Here is a 14,729-nt window from a genome sequence, read left to right as displayed (position 1 = left end):
GCAAAGCCCCTCCCATGCTGCAGAACATCGAACATCTCGCGCGCGACGCCAGGTCGTGGCCGTTTGAACAGGCCCGCAATCTTCTGAACCACGTTCTGAAGAAGCGGCTGAGCGACGCCGAGCGGGATGCGGCGAAACTGCTGATCGACGCTGGCAAGGCGGACGAGGCGCTGGCGACCTTCCCGGCGCTTCAGCGTCCCGTGATCCTCGAGACCGGCTATGGTCCGTCGGGCCTGCCGCACATGGGCACTTTCGGCGAGGTGGCGCGCACGACCATGGTGCGCAACGCCTTCCGCGCCCTGACCGGTGACCACTGGCCCACGCGCCTGATCGCGTTCAGTGACGACATGGACGGCCTGCGCAAGGTGCCGGAGGGCATTCCGAACCCGGAAATGTTGCGCGAGGACTTGCACCTGTCGCTGACCCGCGTGCGCGATCCGTTCGGCACCCACGACAGCTTCGGCGCGCACAACAACGCCCGCCTGCAGGCCTTCCTCGACAGCTTCGGCTTCGACTACGATTTCATGAGCTCGACCGAGACCTATCGGTCCGGCCGGTTTGACGAAGTGCTGCTGCGCCTGCTGGAGCGGTTCGACGCGGTCATGGCGATCATGCTGCCGACGCTGGGCGAGGAGCGGCGCGCGACCTATTCGCCCTTCCTGCCGGTCAGCCCGATCACCGGCCATGTGCTGCAGGTGCCGACGCTGGAGCGCAACGTCGAGACCGGGACCATCACCTTCGAGGACCCGGCGGGCGAGCCCGGCAACCGGACGGAAGTGCCGGTCACCGGTGGTCATGTGAAACTGCAGTGGAAGCCCGACTGGGCCATGCGCTGGGTGGCGCTGGACGTCGATTACGAGATGTCGGGCAAGGACCTGATCGAGAGCGTGCGCGAGTCGTCGAAGCTGTGCCGCGCCCTGGGCGGCACGCCGCCGGAAGGCTTCAACTACGAACTCTTCCTCGACATCGAAGGCAAGAAGATCTCCAAGTCCAAGGGCAACGGCCTGACGATGGACGAGTGGCTGCGCTACGGCACGCCCGAGTCGCTGAGCTGGTACATGTTCCAGTCGCCGAAGTCGGCCAAGTCGTTGCACTTCAACGTCATTCCGCGCGCGATCGACGACTATCTGTCGTTCATCGACCAGTTCCAGACGCAGGAGCCGGCCAAGCAGATCGACAACGCCGTCTGGTCGATCCACGCGGGCAACCCGCCGAAGGTCGCCAGCCCGGTGTCGTTCAGCCTGCTGCTGAACCTAGTCGGCGTGGCCAACGCCTCGTCCAAGGAACAGCTGTGGGCGTATTTCGCCAAATATCTGCCCGAGGCGACGCCGGAAAATGAGCCGACGCTCGATCGGCTGATGGGCCATGCCCTGAACTACTATGAGGACTTCGTGAAGCCGACGAAGTCGTACCGCCTGCCGACCGAACAGGAGAAGGCCGCGCTGCTGGATCTGGCGGAACGGCTGAAGGCGCTTCCGGCGGACACGACGGACGGCGAGACGATCCAGAACGAGGTTTATGCTGTGGGCAAGGCGCACGCCTTCGAGCCGCTGCGGGCGTGGTTCGGGACGCTGTATGAGGTGCTGCTGGGCGCGTCGCAGGGGCCGCGCTTCGGCTCATTCGCCGCCATCTACGGCCTGCCGCAGACCATCGCCCTGATTGAAGCGGGCGCGAACGGCGTTCTGGCTGAGGGATAGTCCGTATCCCTTCATCCGCGAGTCCTTAAGGCGGAGCCTTCAGGGATGGTCGGATCAGGAGGGCACGGTGACGTATCGTATCGATGACGCCGAACAGGTGTTCCATCTGGACCTGACAGGCCGGTCGGCCCGGCAGGCGATGGAAGACGCGCTTGCGATTCTGGACACCCGCCCGGAAATCCGCGGCTGGGACTGGACCCTTTTGCTGCCGGAAGGGGCGACGGACATCACCGTGGACGACGTGGCCACCTTCGCCGCCCGTTTTCCGAAGCAGACGCGCGAGGCGGTCTCGATCTTCATCAGCGAGGACCGTTATCTGCACCTGTGGGCGCGGGTGATGGATTTCCAGTTCCCGGGACGCACGCATCTGGTCGTGCCGGACGCCGCGTCCGCCGCGCGGGTCATCGGCCAGCGCCGGTCGGCAACGAAGATGAACCGAATATAACGACAGGGCTCCGGGAGCCTTCAGCTTGAGTTGGGCATTCTCCCTCCATCGACCAACTCGATGACAGGAGCAGAGCCATGTCGAACAAGAAATTCACCGTCGCTATCGCCGCCGCCGCCATGCTGGGTGGTCTGGCTCCGATGGCTCTTCCGACCGTCGCCTCGGCCCAGCAGGCCAACGGCATCACGAACTGTGACGCCCCCGGCGGTCGCCAGCGCGCCGGCGCCCTGATCGGCGCGGTAGTGGGTGGTCTGGCCGGTAGCCAGATCTCCAGCAATGAACGCGCCCTCGGCGCCGTCGGCGGCGCCGCCGCCGGTGCGGCCGCGGGGTCGTACATCGGCTGTAACCAGCAGCGCGCCCGCGCCGAGGCCGCCCAGAGCGGCGCCCAGTATCGCGCCACGTCGAACCTGAACATCCGTTCGGGCCCGGGCACGCGATATCGCACCGTGGGTCGACTGTCGGCCGGTCAGCCGTTCTCGGCCGTCGGCTCGCAGGGTGAGTGGGTCCAGATCGCCGGTGGCGGCTGGGTGAACGCCCACTATGTCTCGACCTATTAAACCCATCCTCCCCCGATGAAGATGAGGGCCGCTCCGCAAGGGGCGGCTCTTTTCTTTTGGGGCGTTACCGCTCGCGCCGCAGGCGCTCGCTGCTTGAGCGCGTCTTCGGCGCTAGCGCTCGCCGGGCGGCGGCTCGCTGCCTGAGCGTTACTGGCTGACCCAGAGAATACGGCCCATCCAGACGATGTCGGCGCGGTTGACGGCACGCGGCGGGTAGGCGGGATTGATGGAGGCCAGGGTGACCGATTTCGCGGTCAGCGCCGCGACCTCCTTGGCCAAGGTCTCGCCGCCGGTGGTTCGCACGACGACCCGGTCGCCGCGTCGGACATCGGACGCCTCGCGGTCCACGATCACCTTGTCGCCTGCCCGATAGAGCGGCGCCATCGAGTCGCCGACGATCCGCAGGCTGAGCAGGCTGTCCGACCGGCGGGGCAGCGCGGTCTGCTCCCAGCCCTCGCCGACGGGCAGGCCCGCGTCGTCGAAGAAGCCGTCCTGACCCGCCTGGGCCATGCCGAGCAGGGGGATGGTCTCCAGCCGCTCGGGCGCGTCTTGGGCCAAGGTGGCGAAGTCGCCGAGCGAGAGGCCGGTGACCTCAAGAATGCGGGTCAGGCTTTCGGTCGAGGGCCAGCGCGGACGGGGCGGCTGGCCGGGGCCGAACCGCTTGGAGGGATTGAAGCTGGTGGCGTCCAGACCCGCTCGCTTCGCAAGCGCGGAGGCGCTGATGCCCTCGCGACGCGCCAGACGGTCGATGGCGGTCCAGATCTGGGTGTGGGAAAGCGGCAAGCCAACGAATCCTGTGGATCGCTAGGAATATCCACCTATGAGTCTTTCGCGTCAACCATGAGTACGGGGCCCGCGGGGGCTGCGCCGCCGACGATGGGGGCCGAGGGTCCGGCGAGGGTGGAGACCGCGCCGTCCAGGAACAGGGCGTTCGGGCAGTCCAGAGCCTCCTGGAACAGGCGGGCGAAGGCGCCAAAGCTGACCCGGTCGCGCGATATGGCGACCACCACGGTCCCGTCGGCCTGTACGCCGACGCCGTTGCGGCGATAGCGGGAGGCCCCGTCCGCGGAGAAGGCCGGGTGCAGGGCTCCGTCGATCACCAGCAGGGGGCCGGACTGGGTGGCGAAGGCGGTGTCGGGGGCGGTCTTCCATCGGGCGGCGTCCACGACGCGGGCGCGACCGGCGCGGTCGACGGCGAAGACGCCGTTGGGCTTGAGGTGGAAATTCCCCGGCCCGTCGTTGCGGTTGAGCCGCGACAGGGTCACGCCTCCTTCGATCAGCAGGCCGATGGCGTTCAGTTCGGGGTCATACATCCCGGCGTTCATGGCCAGAACGGGCGGCCGGCCGGCGGCGGTCCGGGCGCGCACCGCATCCATGACGGTCGCGGTCGGGTCGGCCTGACCGTCGTTATGAACGATGGAGATCGCGTACCGGGTCGGCGGCAGGATGCAAACCACATAGGTCTGGCCGTCGAACAGGCTCTCCTGACAGGGGGCGGGCAGGGCGGTGGCGGTCGGTACGGACGGAACCCGCTCGGGAGCGGGGCTTCGCAGCCAGATCAAGCCGCCCCCGCCGAGGATCAGCAGGCCGGCCAGCAGGGTCCGGGTGCGGCCGGGCCGGCTCAGTCGCGGACGCTCGGCTCAGGCGGCAGACCGGCCACGATGTGCCGCATGCCGGTGAGGGTCTGGTTCCGAATTTCAGCCATGATGGACGACCCGTGGCTACTCCAGACCGGCGGCGCGGCGTTCCTGCCAGGCCCAGAAGGTGCCCACGGCGATCGCAACGAGGACACCGTAGCTGGCCAGATTGATGACCGCGAAGAAGGCGCCGGGCGCCGGGCGAATATCTATGAGGGTCAAAAGGTGGCTCATGACGGTCAGGGACTGCAGGGCGCAGACCCAGATCGGCCACGCGCGACGGCTCTTCCAGGCGAGGCCGACACAAACGGCCAGGAAGACCGCGTCAATGGCCATAAGCGGCCACTGGACGCCACCGGTGGCGCCCTTGTCTTGCACAAGCTGCGAGGCGAACAGCCCAAGCATGTAGGCGCCCGCGCCCACACGCTCCGGCTCGTCGCCCTTCAGAAACGCAAACGCAGCGACCAGCACCGCGATTGCGAAGCCGATTTGCGATGCGAGGGTGTCAAACATGAAATCGCCCCCATGCCGTTCGGCATGAGGGCGACTTTGCATCGAGTCTGCGCAAACCGGAATGACCGGCAGCGGACATTACGCCGAATTAAACCGCGCGGAGGCGTCCGACCGGCTTCTGCTCCGGACCGGTTTCAGCCGGCTTGTCCAGAACGCCGATGGCGTAGGTGCCCCAACCCATGCGGCGGTGGTCCTTGGCGAGCTCTTCGTGGCTGGCCACGATGGCCGAGCGGGCGGCGCTGAGAGCGGCGATGACTTCCATGGCCTTGGCTTGCGCCTCGGCGCCGGCCACCGGCGACACGCCGAGGGCGGTGCGGGCGCCGATCATCGATTGAACGAGCGTGGTCGCCTGGGCGATCGCGGCGTCGACAGCCTGTTCGGTCGCATTCAGGTCGCCCGCGACGCTGGCGATAACTTGAGCCTTATCCATCACACCCTCCAAACAATAAAAAACACGGTAAGCGGTGTCTTAACACGGAGCGGTGGTGTTCGGTAGGATTTTGTTTGCCTTGTTTGTCAGGGATTTGTTCACCATGGCCGCGTCGGCGGGGCGCACGCCGCCGCCGCCGCCGATCGGGGGTTGCTCTCCGGGCTTGTCGAGAGGGCCGACCGCGAGGACGTCAAGGCCCATTTTCCGGGCGAGGGCGGCCAGCGCCGTATGGGTCTGCACCAGGTGGGAGCGGGCTTCTGCGAGCGAGCTGATGCTGGCGGCGGCGCCGTCAAACACCTTCTGACCGGCGACGGCGGACAGGAAGGCGTCGGCCCGGGCCGCGGGCAGGGCGGCCGCCAGGAAGGCGGTTTCCGCCAGCGCCTGATCAATCGCGGCTTCCGCCGCGAACAGGCGGCCGGCCAGGGTTTCACCGATGGATTGTCTGGACATGGCTGTTTCTCTCCGTGGCGGAATGCCACGAAGAGCTACAACCATAAGATGTCAATTAACGCAACTAAAGGTCGTGTTGCGCTACCAGGAAGTGTGCGCTCAGGCTGGCGATGGGGTTGGCTTGGTCGTCCTGCCAGGCTTCAGCCTGCACATGGGCGACGCGCCGCCCGGCCTTGCTGATCCGGGCGCGGGCATACACGTCCTGCGGGCGTCCAGAGCGGAGATAGGTCACGGTCACATTGATCGGCCGGGGCAGTTCAAGGCGCGGATACAGCACCGCGACCTGGGCCACGGCCGTGAGTTCCAGCATGGCGGCGGTCGAACCGCCGTGCAGGGCTGGCAGGACGGGGTTGCCGATCAGTCGGTCCGCGAACGGCATGGTGACGGTCAGAAGGTCCCCGTCGCGCCGGGTCAGAAGGCCCAGGAACCGCGCATAGGGCAGGGTCTCGAGAAGGTCGCTCATGCGTCGGTCTCCCGACGGGGCTTGAGATTGGCCCCGGCGCCGCGCCCGTCGCTCGAGTTCAGGATGTAGGCCGACTGGGCCGCCGCGACCGGATCCTCGATGTCATCCTCGAACGCCCACGCGCGGACGAAGGCGATGGACCGGGTCAGGCGATAGCAGCGTGCCTCCGCGATCAGGCCGCTGCGGGGGCGTGCGGCGCGCATGTAGTCCACGCGCAGGTCGAGGGTGGCGATGGGCTCGAACCGGTCCAGACCGACCCAGACAGCCATGCCGCCGGCGTGGTCCAGCAGGCTGGTGACCAGTCCTCCGGCCAGAACGTCCGTGTCCGGATCGCCGACCAGATCCTCGCGCCAGGGGACCTTGAGCCGGACGCGGTCGCCCGTGACGCCGTCAAAGGTGAAGCCCAGGGCGTGCGTATGGGCGGACGCCGAGGCGAGTTGCGGCAGCAGGGCGACGAGCGGGGAGACGGACATGGGCCCTATGTCTCTCCCGCAAGCGATTCCGTGCAAGCGGGAGGGCGTGTTTCGCGCGGCCGCGAAGCGGTCAGGCGACCGAGCGGGCGTCCGGGGCTTCGCCCATTTCGGTCATGGCGGCCTGTTCCAGCGCGGCGTTCATGGCCATGCGCAGGCGTTCCGGCTTGATCGGCTTCTCGACCACGGCGGCCATGCCGATGGTCAGATATTTGCGCGCGTCCTCGGGATCGGCGTTGGCCGTCAGGGCCACGATGGGGATGCGGCTGACCGGACCGTCGAGGGCGCGGATGGCCTGGGTGGCCTGAACCCCGTCCATGCGGGGCATCTTGATGTCCATCAGGACCAGATCGAAGCGGCGTTCCTGAACGGCCTCGACCGCCTCGACGCCGTCTTCCGCGGTCTCGGAGGTGCAGCCGAACATCTCGCACAGGGCCTGGGCCACCACGCGGTTGGTCGCATTGTCGTCCACGATCAGGATGTGAGGGGTGTCCTGCAGGTCCAGTTCGGACAGGCTCTCGACGTTGGACGCCGGAGCGGCCTCCATCTCGGCGCGCTCGACGTTCAGATCGAAGGCGAAGGTGGCGCCGCGGCCGGGATTGTTCTCGGCCCAGATGCGACCGTCCATGCGGTCCACGATCTGACGGCAGATCGACAGGCCCAGACCGGCGCCGTCCGGCCCTGATCCGTGCACGAAGGGTTCGAAGATGGCGTCGACACGGCTGGCGTCGATCCCCGGGCCGTCGTCGCGCACGCGCGCTTCAAGCCGGATACGCTCGCCGCTCGCCGTGGCCTTCAGACCGGCCTCGACCACGCCGTTACGGGCGAATTTCAGGGCATTGCCGATCAGGTTGTTGAACACCTGCTTGATCCGGATCGAATCGAGCACGGCGGCCAGCTCGGTGTCGCCCTCATAGCTGACCATCAGGGTGACATTGTCCTGCGAGGCGCGCGGCGCCCACATGGCCTCGACGTCGTCCATCATGGCCCGCAGGGGGGTCGGTTCGGCGTTCAGCTCCAGCTCGCCGGCCTCGGCGCGCGACAGGTCCAGCGCGTCCTGCAGGATGCGCAGCAGGGTTTCGGACGACTCCACGATGGTGGCGACATGGGCGTGCGCCTGGGCGTTGAGCGGCTGACGGCGCAGGAGTTCGGCCACGGCCAGCACGCCGTTCATCGGCGTGCGCAGCTCATGGCTCATGATGGCGAGGAACTGGCTCTTGGCCCGGGCGGCGGCGAGCGCCTGCGTGCGGGTGTCGGACAGTTCGATGTTCTGGAGGCGCTGGCGCTCGTTCACCGCCTGCAGCAGCGATATGGCGGTTCCGACGCCGTGATACTTGCCGTTCCGGGTGACGATGAAACCGCGCATCAGGGCGCTGGGGCCGCCCTTGAGCAGGATGTCGCAGAAGGCGTCGATCGCGACGCCGGCCTCGACCACGGCGGGATCGGCGTCCATCACGTGAATGACGGGGCGACCGGCGTAAAGCGCGTGTCCGAAGGCGCCCGCGATCTTCAGCAGAAAGGCGTTCCGTTCGATCAGTCCGACCGGGCGGTCCCCATCGACAACCGGGATCACCAGGGTGTCGGGCTCACGCTCGAAGCGCGCGAAGACATCGCTGCCCGGCGTCTCGGGCGTTATCGCCTCGGCGCGTTCGGTAAGGGTTTCGATTGTCGGCATACTGGCCGGCACTCCACTGGGACCGGTGGACATTGCGTCAGAACGGTTTGCAGAAGGGTTAAGAGCGGATCGTTCGCCCTCTTGTCGCCACTTTTGCGCTTGGACCGGCGCGGGTGTAGAAGGCCGTCCGCCGAAATCAGGCCCCATCCCCTTGTCCATGCGCGCGGCCGACCGGCCGACCGCAGGTTTGTCATGAGCGAATTGTCCCCAAATCCTGCAAAATCGGCCCTTGTCCTGTTCTCCGGAGGGCAGGACAGCGCGACCTGTCTCGCCTGGGCGCTGGAGCGGTTCGACCGGGTCGAGACCGTGGGCTTCGACTACGGCCAGAGGCATGTGGTCGAGATGGAAGCGCGTCTGAACGTGCGCGAGGGGATGGCGAAGGTCCTGCCGGGGTGGGCGGACCGGCTGGGGCCGGACCACGTGGTGGACCTGACCGGCTACGGCAGGATCGCCGAGAGCGCCCTTACCGCTGAGCGCGCGATAGAGATGGATGCGCGCGGGCTGCCGACGACCTTCGTGCCGGGGCGCAATCTGGTCTTCCTGACCTGCGCCGCCGCGCTGGCGGACCGGCGCGGGCTGGAGGTGCTGGTCGGCGGCATGTGCGAGACTGACTTCTCGGGCTATCCCGACTGCCGCCGAGACACCATCGAGGCGATGGCGCGGGCGCTCAGCCTGGGGCTGGACAAGCCGGTGGTGATCGACACGCCCCTGATGCATCTGACCAAGGCGCAGACCTGGGCGCTGGCCGACCGCATCGGCGGGGCGGCGCTGGTGGAGCTGATCGTCGAGGCGTCGCACACCTGCTACCGGGGCGACCGCGAGCACCATCACGACTGGGGCTATGGCTGTGGCGACTGCCCGGCCTGCGAACTGCGGGCGGCGGGTCATGCGGAGTGGGTCGCCGGTCAATGAGCTACGCGGCCAAGGAAATCTTTCTGACGGTGCAGGGGGAGGGCGGTCAGGCCGGCCGCCCGGCGGTCTTCCTGCGCTTCGCCGGCTGCAATCTGTGGAACGGGCTGGAGCGGGATCGCGCCACCGCCGTCTGCACCTTCTGCGACACGGACTTCGTGGGCACGGACGGCGACGGCGGCGGAAAGTTCGCCACGGCTGACCTGCTGGCCGCCCACGTCGATGGGATGTGGCGCGGGCGGGCGGGGGATCCGAAGCTGGTCGTCTGCACCGGCGGTGAGCCTCTGCTGCAACTGGACGCCCCGCTGATTGACGCGCTTCACGCGCGCGGCTTCGAGATCGCCATCGAGAGCAACGGGACCCTCGCCGCGCCGGACGGCATCGACTGGGTCTGCATCAGCCCCAAGGCGGACGCCGAGGTGATCCAGATCAAGGGACAGGAACTGAAGCTGGTCTATCCGCAGGCCAAGGCCATGCCCGAACGGTTCGAGGGACTCGATTTCGAGCGCTTCTGGCTGCAGCCGATGGATGGCCCGGATCAGGCGGCCAACACCGCCGCCGCCATCGAATACTGCCTGACCCACCCCCAATGGCGCCTGAGCGTCCAGACCCACAAGTACATCGGCGTCCGCTAATGCCCGTCTTCGAGATCACCAAGCAGGCCACCTTCGACGCGGCCCACCACTTCCCCAATGAACCCGAGGGGAGCATCTATCGCCGCGTCCACGGCCACTCGTTCACGGTCGAGGCGACGGTGCGGTCCGAGGTGCTGGACGTCGAGCACGGCTGGGTCGCCGATCTGGGTGCGCTGGACCGCGCGCTGAAGGCCGCCGCCGAGAAGCTGGACCACGGAATGCTGAATGAGCATGCGGGATTGGAGCTGCCGTCGCTGGAGAACCTGTGCCTCTGGTTCGCCGCGCAGCTGAAGCCGGAGTGGCCCGGGCTGTGCCGTATCCAGGTCGCGCGCCCGACGATCAACGAGCGTTGCGTGCTCAGCCTTTAGGCCTTCAGCCACTCGACCAGCGCCGTGGTGACGGCCTCCGGCTGTTCCAGGGTCGAGATGTGGCCGGCGTTCGGGATGGTCACGGTCTTCGCGCCGGGGATCGCCGCGCCCATCTCATGCGCCATTTCCGGCGGGGTAAGGGCGTCCTGCTCACCGACAAGCACCAGTGTGCGGACTGCAATCGCGGACAGGAACGGGCGGGAATCGACCCGGCCCATGATGGCCCCTTGCTGCCGGGCGAAGCCCTCGGGACCGACCGCGCGACCCATTCGGGTGAGGGTGTCGATCAGAGCCTGATGGCCGCGATGATCGGGATGCACGAGGTTCGGCAGCGTCATGGCCAGAACCGTGCCGTAGCCGCCGTTCAGGGCCGTTTCGACCATCCCCTTGCGCAGCCTTGTCTGTTCGGCGGTATCCGGTCGCGCCGAGGTGTCCAGCAGCGCCAGCTTCACCACCCGCTCAGGGGCTTGTCGCAGGATTTCCAGCGCGATGTAGCCCCCCATGGACAGCCCGCCGAGCGCGAAGGTCGGCGGGGCGTCGCGCAGGATGGCCGAGGCCATGGCGCCGATGGTGTCGCCTTCCAGCGTGGAAGCCACGGTCACCGGGCCATGCGACCAAAGGGCCGGCAGCTGGGGCGTGAACAGTTCGGCCGTACAGATCAGGCCGGGAATGAGCAGGATGGGGATCATGGCGGGAGCCTACGACCCCGGGGCCGGTCCGGCTAGCAGTCCTGACCGCGGCGCTGGCGCTGTTCGCAGCGGCGTTGCTCGCGTTCCCAGCGCCGCTGGTCGCGTTCGCGCTTGGCGCGGGTCTCTTCGTCGGAGGTGGTGACGGCGTCCACGCCCGCGCCGACGACCTTGGCGCTGGTCCCGACGACGGCCACCCCGGCGTCCACCACGGCTCCCACAAGACAGCCCTGAAGCATCAGTCCCCCGGCCAGAACGGCGGACAGGGCGGTGGCGCGTTTGATGAACTGCATGGCGATTCTCCCGACCGCGCAGGGTTAACCCGCGATTGGTGAACACAGTCTGACGGCGATGAGCGGAATATGGTGGGCGGCGAGGGGTTCGAACCCCCGACCCCCTCGGTGTAAACGAGGTGCTCTGACCAGCTGAGCTAGCCGCCCGGTCGCGCGAAGCGAGGGGCCTTTTAGGCTGGCTCTGCAAAAAGAAAAAGGGCCGCCGGTGATCCCGACGGCCCTTTTGTCGTTTGAGGCCTGACCGGCCCTAGAACCGGAAGCTGGCTCGCAGGAACAGCATGTAGCGGACGTAGTTGTCGAGCATTTCGGCGTCGGCGCTGACCGACAGCATGCCCAGTTCGTTGCCGACGTTCAGGCGGAAGCCGACGATCGGACCGCCACCTTCGATGGTGTCGGGCGACAGGGTGAAGTCGGGACCGCCCGAGCGGAAGCGGGCGATGGTCTCACCCGGATCGACCGAGATGTTCTGGCGCCAGCCGAGGCGCAGCTCCGGCTTGAGCCAGCTGTTCTGGCCCATCGACATGCCGATATTGATCGCGGCGGTGGCGGAGAACAGGTGACCGTCGCGGTCGTCGATGTCCAGATCGAAGCCGTCGCCGCCGCCTTCTTCAAGGTGGCCGTCCTCGCTGAGCGAGAAGTACTCGATGTAGCCTTCGGGGCGGATGCTGAAGCGACCGAAGTTGCGCTCGTAGGATGCGCCCGCGGCGGCCGACAGGGTGAAGCCGTTCCAGTCCGAGGTGCTGGTCAGGTTCAGGCCCGCGCCGACGAACCGACGCTCGGACTCGAAGGTGGCGTAACCGGCGGCCGCACGGGCCCAGGTCGTCCAGTACTGTCCCTGGGCGCGCCAGTAGAGGCCCAGCTCCAGCAAGTTGGCGGTCAGGACCTCTTCGGCTTCCGATTCCGGATCCTCGAGGTCGGAGGAGGTGAAGGCGACCGACAGACCTAGGGCGCCCAGGCCGGTGCCGCGCTCAACGCCGCCCGCGATGCCGAAGCCTTCCGAGCGGAAGCCGTAGGAGTCCGTTTTTTCCTTGTCGGCGTAGAAGTTGATTTCCTGCACCCAGGCGCTGGTCTCGCCCGGCGCGGCCGAGGCGTTGCGGCCGGTCAGGGCGCGGGTCACGGCGTCAACGCCCGACGCCAGCGACACCAGCGGACCGCCCGAATGATCGGGCAGGAGCTGTTCGTACAGGTTGATGAACTCATCGCGGCCCAGTTGGGCCAGGAAGGCGGCGCGCATGTCCGCGTCGCGGCTCAGCGAGCTGTAGAAGGCGTCGTACATCGACGCTTCCACCGAGATCAGGCCGGCTTCCTGCGTCGTGCGCTGGCGCACGTCCGCGTAGACGGTGTTGTTCGCGTTATCGATGCCGCCTTCAACGACGTAGAGATAGGGCGAGTTTTCCTGGAACGAGTCCATATTGATCGCGCCGGCGTTCAGGGTGCCCGCGTTGATCAGGTCAAAGCGGGCGGGGCCGTCCAGCAGCGAGTTGAAACGCACGCCCAGACCCGCGCCGTTGGCCAGGGTGGCGGTTCCCGACACGTTCATGCCGCCCGAGGCGTTATTCGCCGCCGGGTCGATCGTGACGATCAGATTGCCGTCGGCGCCGATGTTCAGGCTTGAGACATCCAGAACGCCCGTCTGGCGGGTTTCCAGCACCCCGTCGCTGATGTTGACAGCGAGATCGCCGTCGGCGTTCGAAATGGCGCCGCGGACCAGACCGCCGCCGGAAATGTTGAGCACGTCGGCGCCCGCGCCAAACGAGATGTCGCCGTCGATATAGCCGTTGCGGACATCCAGAACGTCCGCGCCCGAGCCGAACCGCACATCGCCGATCGTGATCGGCTCATTGGTGTCGGTGACGCCGTCGCCGTCCGTATCCGGATCAGCGTCGGTGGGGGTGCTGGCGATGCCGTCCTGGATAAAGGTGACGCCGGTGGTGTTCGCGGAAACGTCGATCGCGACGCGCTGGCTGGTGATCGGGTCACCATCTTCGTTGGCGCTCGAGACGGCCTGGATCGAGCCGGTGTTGGTGATCGAGGTCAAGGTGCCGCTGAGGTCGCGGATGCCGTAGACATCGGCCACGCCGCCGCCCGTGGAGGCGAGAAGCGTGCCGTCGTTGTTGATCGAGGGCAGGTTTGCGCCGGCGTCGATCTGGATGGTCGTCCCGGTCGCGGCCACATCGCTGGACATGCCTGCGGTGATCGCGCCGTTGTTGAAGAAGGTCGGGGTGGAGGAGCCTTCGCCGAACCGCACGGCGGTGGCGTTGGCCTCATATGCCAGGCTGGCGATGGTGCCTTCGTTGCGGACGCCGCCGTCAATGACCACGGCCTGGCCCGGATTGCCGCCGAACACGATGGCGTTCGCGGCGATGCCGTCATAGACGCCCTGGCCGGTGACCGTGCCGCGGTTGATGAAGCCGTAGGCGTTCGTGCCCGTGCCCGCGACGCCCAGGGTGATGGAGTCGGTCGTCGAGCCGACCTGGATCGCCGCGGCCGAGCCGAAGCTGTTGATGTTGCCCGTGGTTTCGTTGGCGTCGGGAATGCCGTCGCCGTCCTCGTCGGCGTTGTTCGCGTCCGCTTCAGTCGGCGGGCGATCCACCACCACGCCGCCCGAGACATTGCCTGTGACCAGCACGGCCGGGCCGCCCTGGAGCATGTCTTCAGCATCGAGCTTCGCGATGAACTCATCGCTGCCGCGGGTGGTGTAGCGATAGCCGGACGCGTCGATGCTGCCCTGCAAGGTCAGGCGACCATCAACATCGTTGCCGATCAGGACGGCCGAGCTGTCGGCGCCGCGCGCCGTGATGGTGCCCAGCAGATTGACCGGGCCGGTGACGGTTCCCAGCGTGCGCAGGCCGATCGAGTTATCGCCCATGATCCGGATCAGGCCGAAATTATCGAGACGACCGACCAGGTTGCTTTCGACCGAGACACCGTAGGAATTGTTGCCTTCGACCGCGACCGCGCCCGCCTGTCCGATGATCAGGTTGCCCGTCGTGTCGCCGCCCGCCTGGAGGCGGATGCCGTACCGGTCGGAGCCGGTCGCCCAGGGACCGTCGAAGTCCCCGTCGCTGTCGGTGTCGGGGTAGTCGGTGATGGAATCGGTCAGGGTGATCGAACCGTCGACGCGGATGTTCGTCGTCAGACCCGGATCCACCAGAACGCCCGTCGCGCCGCTGGCGGCGTTGGTCATGCTGATCGAGCCGCCGGCCGAAATCACCAGATTATTGCTGGAATCGATCGTGACGGCCGTGCCTGTGGTCAGCACGATCGAGCCGGCGTTCGAAATCTCGATATTGTCGGGACCCGTGCCCGTCGCGGTCGAGGTCCGGATGGGCGTGGTCCGCGACGTGCTGATCACGACGTCGGCCGCCGCCTGGGACGCTGCCAGCAGGGGAGCGATCGCCACCGCGGTCGCGAGTAGAATACGCATTCGAAAGAAACCCCTGTGGACGACACGCCAGAGACGCAGGTGATCCTCTAACAGGGACCGTACCAGCGTGCCTC

General features: G+C 67.3%; 17 protein-coding genes and 1 tRNA gene. 6 read left to right on the top strand and 12 right to left on the bottom strand.

Going from position 1 to position 14,729, the window contains the following annotated elements:
* Positions 1-14 precede the first annotated feature (14 nt).
* From ACODRV_RS09675 to ACODRV_RS09665, 3 genes are all read left to right on the top strand, one after another.
* Positions 15-1,697: a lysine--tRNA ligase gene (locus tag ACODRV_RS09675; protein ID WP_141627120.1), complete on the top strand. Its 1,683-nt coding sequence runs from the start codon at positions 15-17 to the stop codon at positions 1,695-1,697.
* Positions 1,698-1,764: 67 nt separating this feature from the next.
* Positions 1,765-2,142, top strand: coding sequence for a hypothetical protein (locus ACODRV_RS09670; RefSeq protein WP_141627119.1), 378 nt, complete (start codon positions 1,765-1,767; stop codon positions 2,140-2,142).
* A gap of 77 nt (positions 2,143-2,219) precedes the next feature.
* Positions 2,220-2,699, top strand: a complete 480-nt coding sequence (locus ACODRV_RS09665) for an SH3 domain-containing protein (protein ID WP_141627118.1) — start codon at positions 2,220-2,222, stop codon at positions 2,697-2,699.
* 147 nt (positions 2,700-2,846) lie between these two features.
* Here ACODRV_RS09665 and ACODRV_RS09660 read toward each other — a convergent pair whose 3' ends face one another.
* From ACODRV_RS09660 to ACODRV_RS09625, 8 genes are all read right to left on the bottom strand, one after another.
* Entirely contained in the window at positions 2,847-3,482 is a 636-nt protein-coding gene (locus ACODRV_RS09660) for a LexA family transcriptional regulator (protein WP_141627117.1), read from the bottom strand.
* A 35-nt stretch (positions 3,483-3,517) separates the two neighbouring features.
* Complete coding sequence (locus tag ACODRV_RS09655) at positions 3,518-4,261, bottom strand: phosphodiester glycosidase family protein (RefSeq protein WP_488908177.1); 744 nt, start codon at positions 4,259-4,261, stop codon at positions 3,518-3,520.
* Between the two features lie 159 nt (positions 4,262-4,420).
* Entirely contained in the window at positions 4,421-4,849 is a 429-nt protein-coding gene (locus ACODRV_RS09650; RefSeq protein ID WP_141627115.1) for a hypothetical protein, read from the bottom strand.
* Between the two features lie 88 nt (positions 4,850-4,937).
* Positions 4,938-5,279, bottom strand: a complete 342-nt coding sequence (locus tag ACODRV_RS09645) for a hypothetical protein (protein WP_488908176.1) — start codon at positions 5,277-5,279, stop codon at positions 4,938-4,940.
* 39 nt (positions 5,280-5,318) lie between these two features.
* Entirely contained in the window at positions 5,319-5,729 is a 411-nt protein-coding gene (locus ACODRV_RS09640) for a hypothetical protein (RefSeq protein WP_488908175.1), read from the bottom strand.
* 64 nt (positions 5,730-5,793) lie between these two features.
* Positions 5,794-6,192 (bottom strand): PaaI family thioesterase, encoded by a 399-nt coding sequence (locus ACODRV_RS09635; protein WP_488908174.1) that lies wholly within the window; start codon positions 6,190-6,192, stop codon positions 5,794-5,796.
* A complete protein-coding gene (locus ACODRV_RS09630; protein WP_141627111.1) occupies positions 6,189-6,665 on the bottom strand; it encodes a PaaI family thioesterase in 477 nt (158 codons plus the stop codon). The genes ACODRV_RS09635 and ACODRV_RS09630 overlap by 4 nt, the downstream gene beginning before the upstream one ends.
* Positions 6,666-6,735: 70 nt before the next feature.
* Entirely contained in the window at positions 6,736-8,337 is a 1,602-nt protein-coding gene (locus tag ACODRV_RS09625; protein ID WP_488908173.1) for a response regulator, read from the bottom strand.
* A gap of 201 nt (positions 8,338-8,538) precedes the next feature.
* Here ACODRV_RS09625 and queC point away from each other — a divergent pair, with 201 nt between their 5' ends.
* The 3 genes from queC to ACODRV_RS09610 are packed head-to-tail and all read left to right on the top strand — an operon-like array spanning position 8,539 to position 10,249.
* Positions 8,539-9,249, top strand: coding sequence for a 7-cyano-7-deazaguanine synthase QueC (queC, locus tag ACODRV_RS09620; protein WP_240811808.1), 711 nt, complete (start codon positions 8,539-8,541; stop codon positions 9,247-9,249).
* A complete protein-coding gene (gene queE, locus ACODRV_RS09615; RefSeq protein ID WP_488908172.1) occupies positions 9,246-9,881 on the top strand; it encodes a 7-carboxy-7-deazaguanine synthase in 636 nt (211 codons plus the stop codon). Before queC ends, queE begins: the two co-directional genes overlap by 4 nt.
* Positions 9,881-10,249: a 6-pyruvoyl trahydropterin synthase family protein gene (locus tag ACODRV_RS09610; RefSeq protein ID WP_488908171.1), complete on the top strand. Its 369-nt coding sequence runs from the start codon at positions 9,881-9,883 to the stop codon at positions 10,247-10,249. Before queE ends, ACODRV_RS09610 begins: the two co-directional genes overlap by 1 nt.
* On the opposite strand, the gene ACODRV_RS09605 is transcribed toward ACODRV_RS09610, so the two are convergent.
* From ACODRV_RS09605 to ACODRV_RS09590, 4 genes are all read right to left on the bottom strand, one after another.
* Positions 10,246-10,938 (bottom strand): alpha/beta fold hydrolase, encoded by a 693-nt coding sequence (locus ACODRV_RS09605; RefSeq protein WP_141627106.1) that lies wholly within the window; start codon positions 10,936-10,938, stop codon positions 10,246-10,248. The genes ACODRV_RS09610 and ACODRV_RS09605 overlap by 4 nt on opposite strands.
* A 32-nt stretch (positions 10,939-10,970) precedes the next feature.
* Positions 10,971-11,228 (bottom strand): hypothetical protein, encoded by a 258-nt coding sequence (locus tag ACODRV_RS09600; protein WP_168196832.1) that lies wholly within the window; start codon positions 11,226-11,228, stop codon positions 10,971-10,973.
* Between the two features lie 70 nt (positions 11,229-11,298).
* Positions 11,299-11,375: transfer RNA gene (locus ACODRV_RS09595), tRNA-Val, on the bottom strand.
* Between the two features lie 100 nt (positions 11,376-11,475).
* Positions 11,476-14,655 (bottom strand): autotransporter outer membrane beta-barrel domain-containing protein, encoded by a 3,180-nt coding sequence (locus ACODRV_RS09590; protein WP_488908170.1) that lies wholly within the window; start codon positions 14,653-14,655, stop codon positions 11,476-11,478.
* Between the last annotated feature and the right edge of the window lie 74 nt (positions 14,656-14,729).

Source organism: Brevundimonas sp. FG8 (assembly GCF_057808845.1).
The sequence above is the reverse complement of the archived record's forward strand: the minus strand, read 5'-3'. Positions and strand labels throughout refer to the sequence as shown.